The organism is Marinobacter sp. SS8-8, from assembly GCF_030540945.1.
GTDB lineage: Bacteria > Pseudomonadota > Gammaproteobacteria > Pseudomonadales > Oleiphilaceae > Marinobacter.
The window spans coordinates 1-19,632 of the sequence record NZ_JASSVN010000005.1; the positions used below are offsets into that span (position 1 = coordinate 1).

Consider the following 19,632-nt stretch of genomic DNA (forward strand, 5'->3'; position numbering starts at 1 on the left):
GGGGCGAGTCAGGCAGCCTGCCAGGGTGGCAGCTTTGCCGTGGAATCAGTGGCAGCTTTCGCGTGGAATGGGTGGCAGGCTTCGTCTGGAATCAGTGGCAACCTTGGTCTGGAATACGCAGTCGACACCGGAAGGGGGTTAACAGGGCCTTTTACGGGGAGGCAGCTGAATAGTTAGTTTCGCGTTTGGATTAAAAAATTTACCACGTTCGCCTTTTGAAAAATCATACTCTTCACGCATAGAGATCACCCTTGTTCGTACTGCCGAATCTCGTGTTTCGTGGCTGGCCGCGCTGAGATCAGACGGATGGTCACGGCATCTTCATTGGCGTTGCGGAAAGTCAGGGCTACCAGCCCCAGAAGCAGGGTAAGGACTACGCCATCAAGTGCCTCTTCCACGAGGACGACACGCCAAGCCTGATCATTACCCCGAAAAATAACTGTTTAACTGCTTTGGCTGTGGCGCGGCGGGCACGGTGATTGACTGGGTGATGAAAACCCAGGGTGTCAGCTTCCGTTTTGCCTGCGAGATTTTGCAGAAGGATGCGGGCCTGGTGGCTGAGGTGGGAACGCAAACGGTCAAACTTCGCTGTTGTTGACATCATCTGGCCACGAGCACTTCAACGGTTGCCTGGTGGTGCCGGTGATGGACAAAAATGGCACCCACCGGCTGATTTGATTTTTCAGTCAGTTTGCGACTCCGGCTTCGTTTTAGGTCTGCCCTGAATCGAAACGCCCGGCTATTTGCGCATTCGGGAAACTAGGTCGAGACAACTCGCTGCAAGGATCGCCTGTGCGCGATTTTGAACATTTAGTTTACGTAGGACAGCCGAAACATGAGCCTTAACGGTGGTTTCCGCCAAGTGCAAATTGTACGCGATCTGTTTGTTGGACTCACCAAGTGTCATTCTCTCTAGAACTGTTAGCTGTCGCTTCGTTAAAGATTGAAACTGGCTCGGATCAACCTCTGCTTCTGAGGCGGCCCGGACAGCACCACGGCCATTACCACTTTCGAATTCGTCAGAGCCTGCACAAACGCAAATCTTGCCATCCAAAACCTGTCGAATGGCGTGGACAATTTCATCTCTTGATGCAGTTTTCGCTACGACCCCCATGGCCCCCCGACCGATCACCTGAGACGTGATATACCTATTTACTCTAACCGACATAACTATGATGGGGAGGGAGGGTGCGATCTCATTTAAGCAACCGAGACCGCCAAGCCCCCTCATGTCCGGCATGTCGAAATCGAAGAAGATGAGACCAAGGCTGCCATGCTCATTCACGATTTCCATTGCCTCTTCCAAGCTGAATACCTCGAAGACATGTTTACAATCATGATTTCTTTGAACAATATCCCTTAATGAGTCGCGAAAAAGTGGCTGATAATCAGCAATCATAGCCTTGGATAATGGCGTTATTTCGACGTCTTCCTGCCCAATGTCAGGAACAGGGAGGGAGTGCAGCGTGGTTTGGCTCTTTGCCAAGCTTCTGAAGTTATTGGCTTCTTCTAGCATTTGTTATTCCTCGCCAAACTGTACATATATTGACTTGTGTGCCGCTCGCACTCCTCGCCGCATGGATACCTGACTATCTCGAGCGGCATCGCGCAAGGAGCCATACAGCAGTCCTGCGTCATTCTGTTGATCCCCATATCGATGCTTTGTGGCTCACCTGTGAGGAAGGGGGTATTCGACTCTCGGAAGTTGAATGGTTGACCAATCAATGCTAAACCCCGGCTTCTCAGAGCCGGGGTTTAGCATTCTTCTTAAAGTGCAATGACAACCGACTTTGTTTCAAGATATGAATCGAGCGACTGTTTACCCATATCACGTCCAACCCCTGAGAGTTTATAGCCACCGAATGGAATGTTGGCGTCAAGCATGTTGTGCCCGTTTACCCAAACAGTGCCTGCCTTTAATTTCGGGATTAAGCGTTGTACCTGAGAAAGATCGTTTGACCAGATACTGGCTGCCAGGCCATAGCGACTATCATTGGCCCGGTCTACGACATCCTCGATATCATCAAACGGGATGACCACCAGAACGGGACCAAAGATCTCGTCTTTGGCTATGACAATAGAATCGTCTTCGGTCGCAAATATGGTGGGCTTGACGTAATAACCTTTGCGGTCAGCACGTTCGCCGCCGGTGACCAGATGCGCACCTTCCTGACGGCCCGTTTCAATGTAGCGACAGACTCGGTCTAGCTGAACCCTGGACACGAGTGGTCCCATTTGCGCAGCTGGATCGAGGCCGGGCCCCAACGGGATTGCCTCTGCCAACTCGGCAAGCCGACCCAGGACCTCGTCATAAATGCTGCGGTGAACGTAAAGTCGCGAGCCTGCACTGCAGGTTTGTCCATGGTTGAAAAAAATCGCTGCCGCTGCTCCCTGGGCAGCCTTCTCGGGATCACAGTCAGCAAGGACAATCATTGGAGACTTGCCACCCAGCTCTAAAGTGACACGCGCCATAGTATCCATCGCCGCACGGCCTATGATCTGCCCCACCTCTGTGGATCCCGTGAAACTAATCTTGTTGATGTCGGGATGCGTTATCAGGGCAGATCCAGTACTCTGGCCCTCGCCAGTAATGATATTGACAACCCCGTCAGGAAACTTTGCCTCTCCGATCAGCTCGCCCAGATAAAGGGCAGAAAGGGAGGTTTGTTCCGCAGGCTTCAACACAACCGTGCAGCCCGCTGCAAGTGCCGGAGCCAGCTTCCAGCAGGCCATCAGAAAAGGAAAGTTCCACGGTATGATGGCGGCAACAACACCGACGGGTTCGCGTCGGGTGTATGCAGAAAAGTCAGAGTCAGCTGGGGCAAAGGGAATGGACACATCAAGAGTCGAGCCCTCGATTTTGGTTGCCCACCCTGCCATGTAGCGAAAGAATTCCAGTCCCAGGCTTACGTCAACAGCTTCGGCAACAGCAGCAGACTTGCCGTTGTCGATGGCTTCCAGCTCAGCAATGACTCTGGCGTCTCGCTCGATCAGATCTGCAAGTTTAAGAAGCATGTGCTGACGGGCGGAGGGTCTCATTCGCCCCCAGGCATCACTATTGAACACACTTTTTGCACAGTTAACCGCTTCGTTAACATCATCAGGGTGTGCAAAGGGTATGCTTCCTATAACCGTTTCTTCAGCCGGGTTTTCTACCTCGATGCGTTTGTTTTCCAGAGCATCAACCCATTGACCACCAATCAGCATGCGGTGATTTTGACGGGCCAGGAACGCTTGCGTTTTATTCTCTAAATCTTGCGGTTGTTTCGTGAACATATTCATTGGGTTCCCTCAAATCACTGGTTCTTAGGACGGATGGCATCAGCAGTGCCCTGAATAAACGCTTTTATTTTTTCGGCATCCGTCTCAGTGAGTGTTTTGCTAAAATCAGGCATCCCACTGGAAACGAATGGGCCGTGAAACAGGAAGGCGTCCAGGTTTTCAATGACTGATTTCTTTGAATAACCCAGGTTTGGAATATTACCGCCCTTGTCTACGCCGGGAACGCCATGACAGAACACGCAATTACTGACGTAGAGAGCCGTGCCTTCTCCAATAAAATCGGGATTGTATTCAACGCCCGAAACCAGAGAGTTCAACTGATACTTGGTGAACTCAGGCATCTCGGCATCACCGTTCAGGACAAACGTATAAACAGTGCCGGCGGTCTTGAGATCGGAGGCTCTCTGGGATTGTCCGAAAACACCGCCCCAGCCCGCTGCAATAGAGACATACTGAGTGCCGTCTACTTCATAGGTGATGGGCGCTGCAATGACGCCGGTACCCATTGGGGATTCCCATAGGGGGTCACCCGTTCGCGCGTTGAATGCCATAAAGCGAGCATCTGCGGTTCCCTGAAATACCAGATCGCCGGCCGTTGTCAGGGTTCCGCCGTTCCAGGGAGAGACATGTTCATAACGCCAGGCTTCCTGCTGCGTAACGGGATCCCAGGCTGTAAGTCGCCCGAACGGCTTGCTTGATGGTGGCGCCACATTGAATCGGAAAGCGGTGTTCCAGCCTACTCCACTCATAGGTTGTCCTGGCTCATTGCTTTCTATGTTTTCCCAGGAGGGATCTTCGACCATCGTGATCGGGACGTGCTGAGTGGGGAAGTAAGCTAGGCCGGTTTGGTGGTTAAACGACATTGAGTGCCAATTGTGTCCGCCGAAAGGCCCCGGGATAATATCGAAGGGTTCATCCATGGATCGTGCTTCAGGAACATCAATTGGACGGCCATTGCTGTCGTATCCCGTGGCCCAGTTAACATCGACATAATTTTCGGCGGATATGAATTCACCGTTTGTCCGGTCGAGAACAAAAAAGAAGCCGTTCTTGGGAGCCTGCATGATAACTTTGCGACGCTCTCCATCAATCATGAGCTCGCTGAGAATCATGTCCTGCGTTGAAGTATAGTCCCAGTTATCCCCGGGCGTGGCTTGGTAATGCCACACGTACTTACCAGTGTCGGCATTGAGAGCAACAATTGAGGAGAGATAGAGGTTATCCCCACCTTCCGGGCTACGCTTCTTGTGTGACCATGGAGAGCCGTTACCTGTGCCGATATATAAGAGATTCAGGTCCGGATCAAAAACGATGGAGTCCCATACAGTGCCGCCGCCACCGGCCTCCCAGTATTTTCCACTTGGGTCCCAGGTTTTTGCGGCGTGAGCCATGGCTTCGTTTTCAAACGGTTCGTTCGGATTTCCCGGTACGGTATACCAACGCCATTTCTGTGCTCCGGTTTTGGCGTCGTAAGCTGTTATGTAGCCCCTGACTCCAAATTCGGCCCCACCATTGCCTATGATCACGTTGCCGTTAACAATTCGAGGTGCGCCGGTAATCGTGTAGCTCATGTCGTCGTCGGGCAGAGTATTCGTTTCCCAGACTTTTTCGCCGGTTTTTGCATCAAGGGCGATCAATCGACCATCGTAGGATGCAACATAGACATTTCCGTAGTGCACTGCCACACCGCGGTTTACAACATCACAACAACCCCTTGAGCCCGCCTCACCAGGTACTTCAGGGTCGTAGGTCCAGAGTTTTTTGCCGGTTGTTGCATCAAGTGCATGTACAATGCTCCACGAAGCAGTGACGTACATTACGCCATCTACAACAAGAGGAGTAGCCTCGACACCTCGCTCAGACCCAAGGTTGTAGGACCATGCAAGCCCGAGTTTTTCGACATTATTGGCCGAAATTTGGGAGAGAGGACTAAAGCGCGTTTCTGCATAATCAAAGCCATGGGTTGGCCAGTCTTTGCCGGTTTTGGCATTTTCAATGATATAGTTTTGATTAACCTGATCGGCGGCACTAACTGTGCTTGCTCCGATTACCAAAAATGGAACTAGTGCACTACTTATTGCTTTTTTCGTGAAACGGTTTTTGTGGTAACTTTTGATCAGGTTCATGTTTATGTCCTTTCGTTTTTATTACTGTTTTATAGGATTTTAAAACGCTTTTAGAATACGAAAGTTGAGCCGATGTTGTTCTTTGAATCCATTTTCTACGGACAAGTCTCTTCCATAATTTGCGATTAGTTGCAGTCCCGGATTCGCGAACCATGCTGTACCGATTGTCATCTTTGTGGTCGCAAGGTCATTGTCCTGATTAACATCGTTTATCTGTGTTTCACCACCGAACGTATGAGAAATGCCGGTGCGAAGATCCCATTGAGGCGTTACGTTATATCGCAGGAAGCCCTGGAACTGATACAAGGGGTCCTGTTCCAAAGTGGCCTTGGAGGCACCGAGTTCGTCATTCTTGCCAAAAAAAGTTACATCACCAATGAGGTCTAATGAGATGTTAGAAGTGAGACCGGTTATGTAACCCGCCTGTAATGCATATTTCCAACGGTTTTCGCCAAGGTTTAATGTGTCATTTCGATCATAACTTCCTACTGGAACAAACAGGAAGGGAGTAATGCCGAAATAGGTGTTACTTTCGGGCTCGTTCACAAGCCAAACTGTCGCCGCAAGTATCAGGTCGCCGATGCCACTGGTGTCACCAAGGGAAGAGGTATCGTCTTTTCCTTCTACCTTGCCGAATGGGAGGAGGAATTGAGGGTCTACTGTATAACCGCCAATTTCAGTGAAATGCACCCCCCGCAGGATTCCTACCTGTGAGTCCAATCCAGCATTAATAGGCGCCTTGTCGCCATCCGAGTACAGGGAATCTGCAGTGGCGTATTGATAGTAGACCATTCCAAGGTTGGTTCCGGCGGGCAGTGCCGTGTAATCCCCGGCATCAACCTCAATAGCTACTGCATTTCCAGAAGCTAGCAACATGGTGCCCAGGCCAGCAGAAGCGACACAGAAATTCCCAATTCTGGAACGGAGTGAACTTTTGTGCGTATAGTTTGATACAGATGACATAGTGCAGCCTCTTATTAGTTTTGTTAGTATTGCACTCAATTTTTTGCAATCGATATGCCAGATCGGCAGGGTTTTTGAAAGTCCTTTTTAAACAGTGATCTAAGAGGTTTTCTTGGCTTCAATGTTTCAGGTTTCGGAAAAAAGTGGATCTTTTCAATACACTAAAAGTGTACGATTGAATAAAAACAATACAGAGCCGTGGGTATCGTTATGCATAAAAAGATCGTTGACATTAATGCTCAGGTTCAGCAAGCGCGTGTGTTGTTTGATGAAGGGCGTGTTGTACCGTCCCAGTTGGTGCGGGATGAGGTTTTGCGTTCCTGGCTAAGATGCAGGCAACATAAAGTGTCCCCCACGGATCAGGTGTTACTTGAGGCCGCGCGATTCGACCAGATCTCTCATGTCCGCAATCAGCACCAGCGGCTCCTGACATATGCAGAGCCTGAAATGCAACGGTTGTTCCGTTCAATGAGTTCTGCAGGTTGGGTCTTGGCGTGTGTGGAGAGAGAAGGTCATAGTATTAAATATTTCGGCAATGAAAGGCCCTGCTACGAAGTGCTCGGAGCCGCTTTGAATGCTGGTATGGACCTTTCAGAGGAGATAGCTGGAACCAATGCCCCCGGCTGCGCTTTGATAGAAGGCAGGCCTTCTGTTGTGTGTGGAAGTGAGCATTTCTTGCATTCTCTCCGCGATCTATCCTGCGTGGCAGTGCCCATTTTTGACCCTGCAGGGACGCTGGTCGGGGCTTTGAATGCCTCCAAACCTTATGATGGGCGACCGGTCGGGATTCTTGAGGCAGTTGCGCTCGCAACTCGGTCTGTTGAGAATCGAATGGTCGACGATTTGCGTGGCGCCTTGGTCCTCGCGCTTCACTATCGCCCGGAGCTTACACAGTCACCTATGCGTGGTTTGATACATTTCGGCGAGGATGGTGAAGTTTTAGGTGCAAACCATTCGGCCAGGCAGATGCTGGACATCGATTCTCTCGAGAAGACGAAGAGTCATGTCTGTTTCAAAGACTTATTCTCATGCCGCGCTGCTGAGATTGAGGGGTCACAACACAGCCCTGTAGAAGTTGAATGTCACAATGGAGTAAGGCTTTTTCTTAAGGTTGAAAATCTTCGCAAAGGGCCTTTCAGCGTCAACTCGATGCCACCGCAAAGACGGCCCGACATCGTTCAGTCGTTTTACGTGGGCGAGCCTACAAAACCACTTTTCGACAAGGCGCACCGGGCCTTTCAGTTTGGAGTTCCGGTTCTGGTGACTGGGGAAACCGGAACGGGCAAAGAGGTTTTAGCGCGTTCGTTACATGCCAAGGGGCCTTCTTCAAAAGGCGCATTTGTTGCCGTGAACTGCTCGGCTATCCCGGCCGGGTTGATTGAATCAGAGTTGTTCGGCTATGCAGACGGCGCATTCACTGGTGCCCGACGTGGGGGTGCCAAAGGGAAATTTGAGGAGGCTAGCGGCGGTGCGCTCTTCCTGGATGAAATAGGCGATATGCCAATTGAATTTCAAGCACGTTTGCTACGTGTTTTGCAGGAACGTACTGTCACCAGGCTTGGAGAAGAGAGGCCTCGGCCCGTCTCGTTTTCTCTGGTCTGTGCGACGCATCGGAATCTTGACGAGCTTATGGAAAGTGGAGACTTTCGCAGCGATCTTTATTACCGGATAAACGGCCTCAGGGTGCAGCTCCCTGCTCTGCGAGAGCGTGAAGACCTTGATGCTTTGATTGAGCACTTGCTGGCCTTAATGTCACAGGAAGGATCCCCGCCAATACTGACAGCTGAGGCCCGTAATCTTTTAAGGCACCATTCTTGGAAAGGTAATATCAGAGAGCTCCAACAGGCTCTGAATCTTGGCCAGGCGCTTTCTACTCAGGGAATTATTGATGTTGAACACTTACCCGACGACATTAGGGTCCAAGCTGGCGCTGCGGAGATGTCCGTTGGCGAGGGCGGCACACTCGCCGCTGCAGAGCGCGAGGCGGTGCGATGTGTGCTTGAAAAAAACAATCACAATGTCAGTGCCGCAGCTCGAGAATTAGGAATAACACGAGCCACTCTCTATCGGAAAATAAAACATTTTGGCCTCTGAGGTAATTCGTGGACTAGCCCGAATTTCTCATGAGAGGATAAAACGGGTTAATACGAGCAAAGGACAATCCAAATTCGCCTTTGTGGGAACTAACAGCCAAGGGCAAATAACAACTCTGCACACTAAGAGCGGGAAGGATTTTTGGAAAACCTTAAATGGTAATGCTCAAGATAAAACGATTTATCCGGTTCAATAAATGAATAGACATACTGCACTAGTACAAGCCATAGGGCATGACGTCGAAGAAGAGGTTGCTTTGAACTTGAATGGTCTTGAAGTAACTTGCTTTGCAGGTGTTTGCCCCTATGAGATTCGTGAGGGCGAAAAATATCCGGTTTCGTTTGAATTGATGATCTTTGACGATTACGAAGTTGAAGAATCGGAAGCTGAATCTGCGGGGCTGGAAAGAATCGGAAATGGTTTTTCATACTGGATTAAAGGACGGCTCGAGCGAGGAGTCATTGATTGTGGTATTCAATTTGAAGATGAAGTCTTGCTGTCAGATTACGGGTATTTGGACGGAAAATTTATTTGGTTGAAAGTTGACCGAATTGATGTAGAGTTTTTGGAAGCTTAAATAATCTCCCAAGGCTTTGGTTCCTGTCCGGCAATGTTGCGGCTGCCATGTACCACGGTGACGATCAGTACAAAGTCTTCCGGCTGGTTGACCTGGTACATGATCCGGTAGGCATGAAAAATCAGCTCGCGTATGTTCTCCGCGTCGTCCTCGGCTTCCGGCACCCGCCGCCCGATCTCGGGAAAATCCTTCAGTTTGTCGGTGGCTGACATCAGCTTGTCCATAAATTGGTCGGCGTAAAACGGGGCATCCTTAGCGATGTAATCGCGGATGCCTTCCAAGTCCTCAAAGGCGATCTCCGACCATTCAATCCTCACGGTTACCTCTTCTGTTCAATAAACGCCGTTTAACTTCGTCGTGGGGAATGGTGCGACCTTCTTTAGCAGCCTGCAATCCGGCGTGGATTTTTTGTTTGACGTAAAGTTCGTACATGATGTCATTCAATGTGGCCTGATCAGGTAAATGATCAATCAGGCGTTTGGCTTCTTCTTTAGCGCTCAGCGACATGGGGCGTTCCTCCAGTGTTGACGGCCAGGGACTGGAAGCGGTGTTTTAAAATCACCAAATCCAGAATCTCTTTGGCCAGGCTTTTCTCTTTCTCCGACAGGCTATCAACCGCTTCAAAACGGCGCAAAAGCTCACGATCCTGAATATGCCAGTCTTGCAGGAGGGCTTCACCAGTGGCCAGCGGTTGCCGAACCTGACTGGTGATCGCCATTAAAATCACATCAGGCCGATTCTGCTGATAGCTCTGGCTACTGATGATCACGGCGGGCCGCTTCTTGGTGGTTTGCAGATTGGTGAACGGAAAGCCCACCAACACCACATCGCCGAAGTTATAGGGTGTCGTAGATGGCATCGTCGTCGTTATCCCATACCTTGCTGAAAGTGTCTTCGGCTGCCTGCGCGTAATCCTGCCGCAAACGCTTGTCCTGATCCCGTTGGTTCAGAAAATCAATAAAATCCTCGACCTCGGCCAGCCGCTCCGGTGAGAGGTGTTCCAGTTTCTCCAGCATGTGTTCTGCCTGTGGTTGCATGTTGAGTCTTCCCTATCAGGCGGTCATTCGATAGGCTTGGCGGGCCTTGTCTCGGGGTTAATCTCGTACAAAATCCGGTAGGAGTAAAGTCCCAGCTCATGCACGGCATCTTCATTCAGTTCGGCCACCATACGCCCTTTGCAGGGTAGTTCATCAAGGCCAATGGTTTTTTGTACCAGTTCTTCACTGACACGCCTGGCTGATCTGGCTGTCCACTTCACAGCCAGATCAGCCAGGCGCGCTTCAATCTCTGCGGGTAGTTGAATAGCCAACATGACAACCTCCATTGCTATGCATGTATGACATGTATAGCAATGGAGGAGTTTAAGCACTTGAACCACCAATCGTTGTCTAGGAGTCTGCACGGTGGCAACTGGCAACTGGCAACTGGCAACTGGCAACTGGCAACTGGCAACTGGCAACTGGCAACTGGCAACTGGCAACTGGCAACTGGCAGCAGGCCTGGGCACTCCGTTCATTGATCCACTGAGGCATCCGGTTTTCTGTCATCCGGCGTAAGCCCCCGGATATGGAAGGCAAATGCCAAAATTTCGGCGATAACCCGGTACAGCGCCTCGGGGATTTCCTCGTTAAGAGACAGTCGGGCCAGGATACTTGCCAGTTCGGCATTCTCATACAGCGGAACCTTATGCTCCCGGGCAATGCGGATAATTTCTTCCGCCAGCTCGTGGGTGCCGGTGGCGCTGATGGTGGGGGCTTTGTCGCCATCGTATTTGAGTGCGACGGCGGCCCTGGTGTTTGTGTGCTGTGTTTCTGACGTCATGCCCGGGTGTCCACCAGTCTGTGTTCAAGCCGGGTGACGCTGCTATGGGGTGTTCCGCGGCGGCACTCCAGGTCCGTCACTTCCAGCCCGAAGTCTGCCAGACTCTGCCTCAGCACGGGAAGTTCCTGGTTCACCCGCCGCAGCGTCGTCTGTTTCTCCGCCCAGACCCGGGCGCTGACCGCTTGCTGCCGCAAAGCGACGTCAAAATGAAGCGGGCCAGCTTCGTCCAGATCCATCGCCAGTGCAAGCCGCCATTCGGTGGTGGCCGGCGCCGTGGATTTCCGTTCCGGCTCCTTCTTCTCCGGATATTGTTCAATTCGCAGTTGCGCCAGCCTGGGTTCGTTCTGGGAGGTCAGCCAGGGCAGGTCCAACAGCAGGGTAGAGGCGGGCGCTGCAGCATCACTGCCGCCCCGGGCCGTGAGCACCTGGCTGTGTAGCTGATTCACTGTGATGCGGTTGAGCATCCCTGCCAGCAGACGGAGCATCTGCCCGACACCGGGTGGTTCGCCGTTGCCGGACACCTGGGGCCGGGGCGGCGCCGGAGGTTGCGGAAATTGCAGGGGTGCCTGCATTAATTCCGGTGTTGATATGGGTGTCAAGCGGTTGAACTGTTCCGGAGTGCCGCCCTGCTGCGCCAGCAATGCGGTAATTACCCTGCCAAGAGCCAGTTTGAGATCCGGGAGCTGGGCCGCGGGTGTCTGGGCCAGGCGTGATTCGGCAAACAGGCCACTTTCGGAAAGCCACTGGCGGACCTGCTGCGGTGTTGTGGTCTGGCCGCCGGCGCCTGGTGTCAGGCTGCTCCCCGACGGCAACCTTGAAACCAGTTGTTCGATGGCCTGTCTGGCCGATTCCGGGAGGGGCTGGACCTGCCGGGGTGAAGGCAACTGGCCGGGCAGCGGTTCCTGTCTGAGACCCTGCGTCAGTGTGCCCATCAGTTTTGCCAGGCCGGCGTCCAGGGTTTGCTGCCACGGAAGCCGCTGGGCCAGGGCGCGTGCGATGCTGGCTTCCGGAGCCGGCGCCAGTTTGCCGATCAGTTGCAGTTCGTTTTCGGCCCGCATCACCTTTACCCAGTCACCGGGCGAGAGCTCGGTTTTACCGACAGCCGCCTGGACCAGAAGGGATTTGCCGCGAATATCCAGCAACACATCGGCACTGCTTCCGCTTTGCCGGTTTACGATCTCCGCAACCCGGGCCAGGGTGGTTTCCCGGTTTGCCAGTTGGGCCTGGTCCAGCAGTTGCCTGGCGGACGCGGCGACGGGCTCGCGGCTGACTTCTGCGGTGCCGGTTGGTCGGGCCGCCTGGGATGCCGGCTGGGCAGAAGGAGCAGGAGGCTGTTGTCCGCTGGGTAGTTTCATCGTCGCTGATTTGATGTTGGACAAGAGTAATCCGCAAGCGCTTTCGTTATAATGCGCCGTGCGGGACGGTCGTGCGCAAATAATGGCGCATCCGCCGTCGCTGTCAAGAATGCACCCGATGCCGCGCCTGCGCGCATCGTCCTGGTTACGGGGTCCTGATGTCTGAGCCGTTATTACAGGCTGTCGATCTACAGTGCGAACGGGACGAACGGACCCTTTTCCGTGACCTGTCGTTCTCAATACTGCCCGGTACGGTTACCCGTGTCGAGGGCCCCAATGGCTCCGGCAAGACCACCCTGCTGCGAATGCTGGCCGGCCTGAACGACGCCTGGTCCGGCGAGCTTCTATGGTGTGGCAAGCCAAGATCCGGCCAGCGGGAAGAATTCTCTAGAAATTCCCTGTACCTTGGCCACCGACCGGGCATCAAGCCGTTGCTGACGCCGGTGGAAAATCTTCGGGCACTGACGTCCGGGCGGCGCCCTGTGCCAGACCCTGTGCTGCGCCAGGCGCTCGAGGGCACCGGCCTGGCCGGATTTCAGGACCTGCCCTGCCGGAAGCTTTCAGCCGGCCAGCAGAGGCGGGTTGCCCTTGCCAGGCTGCTGATCGCCGATGAACCCCTTTGGCTCCTGGATGAGGTCTTTACGGCCATTGATGCCGGTGGTGTCAGCGCCATCGAAAATCTCCTGCGGCAGCGTGCCGCCGAAGGTGGTGCTGTGGTCGTGACAACCCACCACGATCTCCGGATGACGGGAATGCAGCGTATTGTTCTGGGGGGAGGGTCCTCTGATGAATGCTGATGTCCGCCCCATCCTGAAGCTGCGGGATGATACGGTAGGAGCCCTGGCGGCAATGCGGGCCGTCTTTGGCCGGGACCTGAAGGTGGCCTTCCGGCAACGACAGGATTTGCTGAATCCGTTGTTGTTCTTTGTCATGGTTGTCACTCTTTTCCCCCTCGGGGTTAGCCCGGAAGTGTCATTTTTGCGGGAGGCTGGTGCCGGTATCCTGTGGGTAGCTGCGCTGCTTTCGGTATTGCTTTCGCTGGATCATCTGTTCCGGCACGATTTTGATGACGGCACGCTGGAGCAACTGGTGCTCCAGCCTCAGCCCCTGTTTCTCCTGGTGTTGGCGAAAACCATGGCGCACTGGGTGTTAACGGGGCTGCCGCTGGTAGTGCTGGCGCCGGTACTTGGCGTAATGGTTCATCTTGACGGGAACTCCATCGGAGTTTTGTGTCTAACGCTGCTAATCGGAACGCCGGTGCTGAGTCTGATTGGTTCAATTGGTGCAGCCCTGACCCTGGGGTTACGTTCGGCAGGGGTGCTCTTGTCCCTGTTGATCATTCCGCTGTACATTCCTGTCCTGATTTTTGGTACCGGGACAGTGGCCGCCGCGGCGGAGGGTGCCCAGGTTGGTGCCTACGTGGCGCTGATGGGGGCATTTCTGGTGCTGGCGCTGACACTGGCGCCCTTTGCATCGGCTGCAGCGCTGCGTATCAGCCTGTCTAACGGCTAAAACAAGGTAACGGTAGGACGGTGAACATCTGATGTGGCAATTTTTTCACAAGCTGGGTTCTCCCAAATGGTTCTTCGGGATTGCAGACCGGCTGATGCCCTGGCTGCTGGCGGGCGGCATACTCCTGTTGATGGCGGGCATTGTCTGGGGGCTGGCATTCGCACCCAAGGATTACCTTCAGGGCAACAGCTACCGGATTATTTTTATCCATGTGCCGACTGCTTTTCTTGCCCAGTCCGTCTACGTCATGATGGCCGTTGCGGCAGTTGTGACCCTGGTCTGGCGCATGAAGCTGGCGGATGTTTTCATTAAGGCGGTGGCGCCGGTAGGACTGGTATTAACGTTCCTTGCGCTGTTTACCGGCGCTGTCTGGGGTAAGCCGACCTGGGGAACCTGGTGGATCTGGGATGCCCGGCTGACGTCCATGCTGATCCTGATGTTTCTTTATGGTGGTGTGATTGCTCTGGACCGGGCCATCAATGATGAAAAGTCGGCGGCCCGGGCGGTGGCGATTCTTGTGCTGGTCGGGGTCGTGAATATCCCTATTATCAAATACTCCGTGGAGTGGTGGAATACCCTGCACCAGCCGGCCACCTTCAAGCTGACTGAAAAGCCCTCAATGCCGGCGGACATGTGGGTTCCGTTGCTGCTTTCCGTTCTTGGCCTGTATCTGCTGTTTGGCTGGCTGGCCTGTTTACGGATGCAGACAGAGATTCTGTTCCGCGAGCAGAGAACCCGCTGGGTCAAAGATTATGTTATGGCCGGGAGGGGCTGAGGTATGGCGTTTGATTCCTTTTCGGCATTTCTGGTGATGGAGGGCCACGGGCCTTATGTCTGGGCCTGTTACGGTGTCTTCTTCATTCTGATGATCGCATTGATGGTCTGGTCTTTACTCCGCCGCAAGGCAGCGATTGAATCCTGCCGACGCGGTTATGAGCTTCAGGCCGGCAGGAGAGAACAACAGGCTGCCCGCGGCTCCGCGGCTTCCTTCACCCGCGTACACGTTCCCCAAGACTGAATGGCAGGTAGCTGATGCATCCGATCCGAAAGAAACGCCTGACTATTGTCCTGTTCCTGCTGGTGGGGCTGGGCGTCGCTGTGGCGTTGACAACCTATGCCCTGCGCCAGAACATCAACCTGTTCTATGACCCCAGCCAGATCTCCGCCGGTGAAGCGCCGGTGGATGTCAGAATCCGGGCGGGCGGAATGGTCGAGGAGGGATCGGTTGTAAGAGCTCCGGACAGCCTCACGGTCGAATTCCGGGTCACCGATTTCAGCGCTTCGGTACCGGTTGAATATACTGGTATCCTGCCGGATCTGTTTGCCGAAGGGCAGGGCGTGGTCGCCATGGGCAGGCTGGATACTAACGGTCGCTTTGTGGCCGATCAGGTTCTGGCCAAGCACGATGAGAATTACATGCCGCCGGAAGTCGCTGATGCGCTTGAGAAGGCATCAAAAGGCCAGAACAAGGCCAGTGCGAATACGAACACGGTATCCTATTAAACTAAATGCTTCACCTAACAGCCTGGTTTCTGGAGGGCTCTGATGTATCCCGAACTCGGACAGCTTGCACTGATACTCGCGCTGTTGCTGGCAGTGCTTCTTTCCGTGGTACCCCTGGCGGGGTCCCTGACTGACAGAGGCAACCTTCAGGCATTTGCCAGGCCTCTGGCGGCCGGAATGTTTGTCTTTATTGGCCTTGCCTTCGCTGTACTGACCCGCGCTTTTGTGACAGACGACTTCTCAGTGGCCTACGTTGCCAATAACAGCAACAGCATGCTGCCCTGGTACTTCAAGTTCAGTGCGGTCTGGGGTGGCCACGAGGGTTCGCTGCTGCTCTGGATACTCATGCTCGCAGGCTGGACGCTGGCCGTGGCAATCTTCAGTCGTCGACTGCCCTCGGTGATGATTTCCCAGGTGCTTTCAGTGCTGGGTATGATCAGCGTCGGATTCCTGCTGTTCATCATAATTACCTCGAATCCGTTTGATCGCCTGCTGCCCAACGTGCCCGCAGACGGGGCGGACCTTAATCCGTTGCTCCAGGATATGGGTCTGATCATTCACCCTCCCTTGCTATACATGGGGTACGTCGGTTTTGCCGTCGCCTTCGCCTTTGCGATTGCGGCGCTGATCAATGGCCGCCTTGATGCTGCCTGGGCACGCTGGTCACGACCCTGGACCACCGTCGCCTGGGCCTTCCTTTCCCTTGGCATCGCCCTGGGCAGTTGGTGGGCCTATTATGAGCTTGGCTGGGGCGGCTGGTGGTTCTGGGATCCGGTGGAAAATGCGTCGCTGTTGCCCTGGTTATCAGGCACCGCGTTGATGCATTCGCTGGCGGTCACTGAAAAACGGGGCGTATTCAAGAGCTGGACCGTGCTGTTGGCAATTGTCACGTTCGCCCTCAGTCTGCTGGGTACCTTCCTGGTCCGTTCCGGAGTGCTGACTTCCGTTCATGCCTTTGCCTCCGACCCTGAGCGGGGCACCTTCCTGCTCGCGCTGCTGGCGATAACCGTAATTGCCAGCCTGGCGCTCTATGCTTTCCGGGCGCCGGTGGTTCATGTTCGTTCCCGGTACGGGCCGCTGTCCCGGGAAATCTTCCTGCTGCTGAACAACGTGCTGCTGGTTTCAGCCACGCTGCTGGTGGCCGTTGGCACGCTTTACCCGTTGGTTCTCGATTTCCTGGAAATGGGGAAGCTGTCGATCGGTGAGCCATTCTTCAATCTTACCTTCAGCCCGCTGGCCGTGGCGACCGGTCTGTTGCTGGGTGCCGGAATATTCTCCCGGTGGAAGAAGACCGACGGTGGCTGGCTGGCACGCAAACTGCTGTGGCCCCTGGCGGTCAGCCTTATCGCCAGCACGGCCGTTGTGATTGGCTATGGTGGCTTCAAGCCCTGGGCATTTCTCGGGGTATTTACAGCAATGTGGGTGGTGGTTGCCACCTTCTGGGATCTCTGGGATAAATCCTCTTCGAGGAAAGGGCGAATCCATGGGCTCCGGCGCCAGTCCCGCAGCTATTACGGCATGGTGCTCGGCCATCTGGGCCTGGCAATTACCATGGCCGGCGCCACGGTGGTCTCGAATTATGGTATCGAGCGGGACGTGCGCATGGTGCCGGGCGATGTGGCGACCGTCGGTGATTATCAGTTTGTGTTCAAGGACATTGGCGAGCGTCGCGGAGCCAATTTCACCGCACAGTACGGCAGTTTTGACGTGATGCTGGACGGTGAGCCCGTCGCCGAGCTGCACCCTGAAAAGCGCCAGTACTCCGTTGGCATGAGCGTTATGACGGAGGCGGACATCGACGCCGGACTGTTCCGGGACATTTTTGTCGCCATTGGTGAACGCATTTCCGACGACGCCTGGGCTATCCGTCTTCAGTACAAGCCGCTGGTGCGCTGGCTCTGGTTGGGCGCGATATTCATGGCTGCCGGAGGTTTCCTGGCCATTTCTGATCGCCGTTACCGGATCCGGGAACGGGCAGAGGAAAAGGCCGGCATCGGCGCACCTGTTACAGACGCTGGGCCGGCACACTCCGCGGGAGCCGTATCATGAAGCGGTTCCTGCTCTTTCTCCCGTTACTCGTTGCCGTGGTGATTGGTGTAGTGCTGTTTGCCGGCATCGGCAAGGACCCCACCAAACTGGAGTCGGCACTGATCGGGAAACCAGTCCCTGAATTCGGCTTGCAGGAACTGCGTAACCCCGACACCATGCTGGATCAGAGCTTGTTTCGCGGTCGGGTTACCCTGTTGAATGTGTGGGGCACCTGGTGTCCGGCCTGCCGGGATGAGCACGATGATCTGATGTGGCTGGCGGAGGAAAAGGGTGTGCCCATCATCGGCCTCAACTACAAGGACAACCGTGAAGATGCCCTGGTCTGGCTCGACCGTCTCGGCGACCCATACCGGGAAATCATCTACGACCCGAGGGGAACACTCGGGTTTGACCTGGGTGTTTACGGTGCCCCCGAGACCTTCATCATTGATGCCGGGGGCGTTGTTCGCTACCGCCACGTTGGTGTGATCAATGAGACGGTCTGGGAACAGGCACTGCAACCGGTGATCAACGAATTGCAGGGGAAGGGCTGATGCCGAGGATTGTTTTTCTTGCCCTGGTGGTTCTGATCTCCGGGGTAGCAACCGGGGACGTGGCGGACGTCTATGATTTCGAGGACCGGGCGCAGGAACAGCGGTATCAGAATCTGATCGCCGAGCTGCGCTGCCCGAAATGCCAGAACCAGAATATCGCCGACTCCAACGCGCCGATCGCCAGGGATATGCGGGACGAGGTCTATCGAATGATGAAGGACGGTGCCGGCAATGAAGAGATTGTCGAGTCGCTGGTCGGACGTTTTGGTGAGTTCGTGCGCTATAAACCGGAATTCGACAGCCGTACGTTCCTGCTCTGGGCAACACCAGTGATCACCGTATTCGGCGGGTTGTTGGCCGTGGCGGTTGTGATTATCCGCTCCCGGCGGGCAGGAGCTGAAGGTTCCGTGCTCAGCGTTGAAGAGAAAGCCCGTGTAGACAGGATGCTGGCCGATAAGGAACAGGACAGAACTTCCTGAAATTTTTGCCTTCTGCCTTTCAAGCCGTTACCCGATTTAATTCTGAACCTGTGACTGGAATTCCATGACTCAAACTTTCTGGATTGCCGCAACAGTACTCATCATTATTGCCCTGGCGTTCGTGCTTTACCCGGTGCTTTCTCACCGGACCGGTGCCAGAAAACAGACGGATCTGAAAAACCAGAACCTGATGGCCTATCGCTCCAGAATGAAGGAGCTGGACCGGGAGTATGAGGCCGGCATCCTGGACAACGAAAACTATCGCCAGCTGAAGGAAGAACTGGCCGGTGCCATGCTGGATGACGTGCCGGAGGGCGAGCACACGGGACTGGTCAAAAGTGGCCGGGGAAGTGCCATGGCCGTCGCGCTTGTGTCTATCCTTCTGGTGCCGGCGGCAACGTTCTACCTGTATCAGCACTGGGGCGCGATGGACCAGGTTGAACAGTTCATCGCCATGCAGGAAATAGGTGCTCCCGACGGCGCGCGGCAGGCTCAGATGTCTGAGCTTTCCGAACAGCTGCGCGAGCGCCTTGAAGCCAGCCCGGATAACCCGGAGGGTTGGGCCATGCTGGGTCGCACCTATATGAGTCTGGAGCGGTACAACGATGCGGCCTGGGCATTCCGGCAACTGGCAGGGAGCGTCTCGGGTGATGACCGCTCCGAATCCGTCGCCTATGGCCTGGCGGCCCAGGCGTTGTTCTTTGACAGCGAGGGTGCCATGACAGAAGAAGTGACTGCCGCCATCGAACAGGCGCGCAAGCTGAACCCGGATGAGGTGAATGTCCTTGGCTTGCTGGGTATCAACGCGTTCAGCCAACAAAATTATCGCCAGGCCATCGAATACTGGGAGCGGATTGAGACCGTGGCTCCGGATCATCCCCAGATTGCTTCCATCCGTGAGGGAATACGTGAAGCCTACACCCGGTTGGGAGAGAAGCCACCCGAACCGGCTGCCGAACCCGAAGCGGCTGGCGCAGGGGTTACCGTGCGGGTAACACTGGTTGAGGCTTTCAGGGACCAGGTGCCTGCGGATACCACGCTGTTCCTGTTTGCACGCCAGGCTGGCGCCCAGCAAGGGCCGCCGCTGGCCGTGGCAAGACTGACGGCAGGTCAGTTGCCAGCAGAAATACGCCTGGACGACAGCTATTCCATGTCACCCCAAGCCAGAATTTCCGATGCTGAAGAAGTGGTGATTACTGCCCGGCTCAGCCGGTCCGGAAGTGTGGGCGCCCAGCCGGGAGACTGGCAGGGCAGCACGGATATGCCGGTCGCGGTGGGCGACGGCCAGGGCGAGCCGGTCGCCATTGTGATCGATCAGCAGCTGACCAACTGACCGGG

24 protein-coding genes are annotated in these 19,632 nt (G+C 54.7%); 12 read left to right on the forward strand and 12 right to left on the reverse strand.

What is annotated here, in order from left to right; all coding sequences use genetic code 11:
* Nucleotides 1–245: 245 nt before the first annotated feature.
* The gene (locus tag QPL96_RS06710; RefSeq protein WP_303286483.1) at nucleotides 246–398 is read right to left on the reverse strand and encodes a hypothetical protein; all 153 of its coding nucleotides are present in this window, start codon (nucleotides 396–398) and stop codon (nucleotides 246–248) included.
* A 41-nt stretch (nucleotides 399–439) separates the two neighbouring features.
* Here QPL96_RS06710 and QPL96_RS19445 point away from each other — a divergent pair, with 41 nt between their 5' ends.
* Nucleotides 440–598, forward strand: a complete 159-nt coding sequence (locus QPL96_RS19445) for a CHC2 zinc finger domain-containing protein (RefSeq protein ID WP_368388907.1) — start codon at nucleotides 440–442, stop codon at nucleotides 596–598.
* A 141-nt stretch (nucleotides 599–739) separates the two neighbouring features.
* Here QPL96_RS19445 and QPL96_RS06715 read toward each other — a convergent pair whose 3' ends face one another.
* The 4 genes from QPL96_RS06715 to QPL96_RS06730 form a co-directional block, all read right to left on the reverse strand.
* Nucleotides 740–1,516, reverse strand: coding sequence for a response regulator transcription factor (locus tag QPL96_RS06715; protein ID WP_303286484.1), 777 nt, complete (start codon nucleotides 1,514–1,516; stop codon nucleotides 740–742).
* 251 nt (nucleotides 1,517–1,767) lie between these two features.
* On the reverse strand, nucleotides 1,768–3,276 hold the full coding sequence (locus tag QPL96_RS06720) for an aldehyde dehydrogenase family protein (protein ID WP_303286826.1): 1,509 nt from the start codon (nucleotides 3,274–3,276) through the stop codon (nucleotides 1,768–1,770).
* 20 nt (nucleotides 3,277–3,296) lie between these two features.
* Complete coding sequence (locus QPL96_RS06725) at nucleotides 3,297–5,408, reverse strand: PQQ-dependent dehydrogenase, methanol/ethanol family (protein ID WP_303286485.1); 2,112 nt, start codon at nucleotides 5,406–5,408, stop codon at nucleotides 3,297–3,299.
* A gap of 39 nt (nucleotides 5,409–5,447) precedes the next feature.
* Complete coding sequence (locus QPL96_RS06730; RefSeq protein WP_303286486.1) at nucleotides 5,448–6,371, reverse strand: transporter; 924 nt, start codon at nucleotides 6,369–6,371, stop codon at nucleotides 5,448–5,450.
* A 210-nt stretch (nucleotides 6,372–6,581) separates the two neighbouring features.
* Here QPL96_RS06730 and QPL96_RS06735 point away from each other — a divergent pair, with 210 nt between their 5' ends.
* Both QPL96_RS06735 and QPL96_RS06740 read left to right on the forward strand, forming a co-directional pair.
* Complete coding sequence (locus tag QPL96_RS06735) at nucleotides 6,582–8,465, forward strand: sigma-54-dependent Fis family transcriptional regulator (RefSeq protein ID WP_303286487.1); 1,884 nt, start codon at nucleotides 6,582–6,584, stop codon at nucleotides 8,463–8,465.
* Nucleotides 8,466–8,661: 196 nt separating this feature from the next.
* The gene (locus QPL96_RS06740; RefSeq protein WP_303286488.1) at nucleotides 8,662–9,042 is read left to right on the forward strand and encodes a hypothetical protein; all 381 of its coding nucleotides are present in this window, start codon (nucleotides 8,662–8,664) and stop codon (nucleotides 9,040–9,042) included.
* Here the strand turns inward: QPL96_RS06740 and QPL96_RS06745 are convergent.
* From QPL96_RS06745 to QPL96_RS06775, 7 genes are all read right to left on the reverse strand, one after another.
* Nucleotides 9,039–9,359 carry a type II toxin-antitoxin system RelE/ParE family toxin gene (locus QPL96_RS06745; RefSeq protein WP_303286491.1) on the reverse strand — a complete coding sequence of 107 codons (321 nt, stop codon included), beginning with the start codon at nucleotides 9,357–9,359 and terminating at the stop codon, nucleotides 9,039–9,041. The genes QPL96_RS06740 and QPL96_RS06745 overlap by 4 nt on opposite strands.
* Nucleotides 9,349–9,549: a hypothetical protein gene (locus tag QPL96_RS06750; RefSeq protein WP_303286493.1), complete on the reverse strand. Its 201-nt coding sequence runs from the start codon at nucleotides 9,547–9,549 to the stop codon at nucleotides 9,349–9,351. The genes QPL96_RS06745 and QPL96_RS06750 overlap by 11 nt, the downstream gene beginning before the upstream one ends.
* Complete coding sequence (locus QPL96_RS06755) at nucleotides 9,533–9,901, reverse strand: type II toxin-antitoxin system PemK/MazF family toxin (RefSeq protein WP_303286495.1); 369 nt, start codon at nucleotides 9,899–9,901, stop codon at nucleotides 9,533–9,535. The genes QPL96_RS06750 and QPL96_RS06755 overlap by 17 nt, the downstream gene beginning before the upstream one ends.
* Complete coding sequence (locus QPL96_RS06760) at nucleotides 9,879–10,079, reverse strand: hypothetical protein (protein ID WP_303286497.1); 201 nt, start codon at nucleotides 10,077–10,079, stop codon at nucleotides 9,879–9,881. The genes QPL96_RS06755 and QPL96_RS06760 overlap by 23 nt, the downstream gene beginning before the upstream one ends.
* A gap of 23 nt (nucleotides 10,080–10,102) precedes the next feature.
* Complete coding sequence (locus QPL96_RS06765; protein ID WP_303286499.1) at nucleotides 10,103–10,354, reverse strand: type II toxin-antitoxin system RelE/ParE family toxin; 252 nt, start codon at nucleotides 10,352–10,354, stop codon at nucleotides 10,103–10,105.
* A gap of 200 nt (nucleotides 10,355–10,554) precedes the next feature.
* A complete protein-coding gene (locus tag QPL96_RS06770) occupies nucleotides 10,555–10,863 on the reverse strand; it encodes an EscU/YscU/HrcU family type III secretion system export apparatus switch protein (protein WP_303286501.1) in 309 nt (102 codons plus the stop codon).
* Nucleotides 10,860–12,242, reverse strand: a complete 1,383-nt coding sequence (locus QPL96_RS06775; protein WP_303286503.1) for a flagellar hook-length control protein FliK — start codon at nucleotides 12,240–12,242, stop codon at nucleotides 10,860–10,862. The genes QPL96_RS06770 and QPL96_RS06775 overlap by 4 nt, the downstream gene beginning before the upstream one ends.
* Before the next feature lie 134 nt (nucleotides 12,243–12,376).
* On the opposite strand from QPL96_RS06775, the gene ccmA reads away from it, so the two are divergent.
* The 9 genes from ccmA (at nucleotide 12,377) to ccmI (ending at nucleotide 19,627) form a co-directional block, all read left to right on the forward strand.
* Nucleotides 12,377–13,015 (forward strand): cytochrome c biogenesis heme-transporting ATPase CcmA, encoded by a 639-nt coding sequence (gene ccmA, locus QPL96_RS06780; RefSeq protein WP_303286505.1) that lies wholly within the window; start codon nucleotides 12,377–12,379, stop codon nucleotides 13,013–13,015.
* Nucleotides 13,005–13,730, forward strand: a complete 726-nt coding sequence (gene ccmB / locus QPL96_RS06785) for a heme exporter protein CcmB (RefSeq protein WP_303286507.1) — start codon at nucleotides 13,005–13,007, stop codon at nucleotides 13,728–13,730. The genes ccmA and ccmB overlap by 11 nt, the downstream gene beginning before the upstream one ends.
* A 31-nt stretch (nucleotides 13,731–13,761) precedes the next feature.
* Entirely contained in the window at nucleotides 13,762–14,505 is a 744-nt protein-coding gene (locus tag QPL96_RS06790; RefSeq protein WP_303286508.1) for a heme ABC transporter permease, read from the forward strand.
* Between the two features lie 3 nt (nucleotides 14,506–14,508).
* On the forward strand, nucleotides 14,509–14,748 hold the full coding sequence (ccmD, locus tag QPL96_RS06795; protein WP_303286510.1) for a heme exporter protein CcmD: 240 nt from the start codon (nucleotides 14,509–14,511) through the stop codon (nucleotides 14,746–14,748).
* Nucleotides 14,749–14,762: 14 nt separating this feature from the next.
* Complete coding sequence (ccmE, locus tag QPL96_RS06800; protein WP_303286511.1) at nucleotides 14,763–15,233, forward strand: cytochrome c maturation protein CcmE; 471 nt, start codon at nucleotides 14,763–14,765, stop codon at nucleotides 15,231–15,233.
* Nucleotides 15,234–15,275: 42 nt separating this feature from the next.
* Nucleotides 15,276–17,282, forward strand: a complete 2,007-nt coding sequence (locus QPL96_RS06805; RefSeq protein WP_303286512.1) for a heme lyase CcmF/NrfE family subunit — start codon at nucleotides 15,276–15,278, stop codon at nucleotides 17,280–17,282.
* Nucleotides 17,279–17,815, forward strand: a complete 537-nt coding sequence (locus QPL96_RS06810; RefSeq protein WP_303286514.1) for a DsbE family thiol:disulfide interchange protein — start codon at nucleotides 17,279–17,281, stop codon at nucleotides 17,813–17,815. Before QPL96_RS06805 ends, QPL96_RS06810 begins: the two co-directional genes overlap by 4 nt.
* On the forward strand, nucleotides 17,815–18,294 hold the full coding sequence (locus QPL96_RS06815) for a cytochrome c-type biogenesis protein (protein ID WP_303286516.1): 480 nt from the start codon (nucleotides 17,815–17,817) through the stop codon (nucleotides 18,292–18,294). Before QPL96_RS06810 ends, QPL96_RS06815 begins: the two co-directional genes overlap by 1 nt.
* Nucleotides 18,295–18,358: 64 nt before the next feature.
* Nucleotides 18,359–19,627, forward strand: a complete 1,269-nt coding sequence (gene ccmI / locus QPL96_RS06820) for a c-type cytochrome biogenesis protein CcmI (protein WP_303286518.1) — start codon at nucleotides 18,359–18,361, stop codon at nucleotides 19,625–19,627.
* The last annotated feature ends 5 nt before the right edge of the window (nucleotides 19,628–19,632 follow it).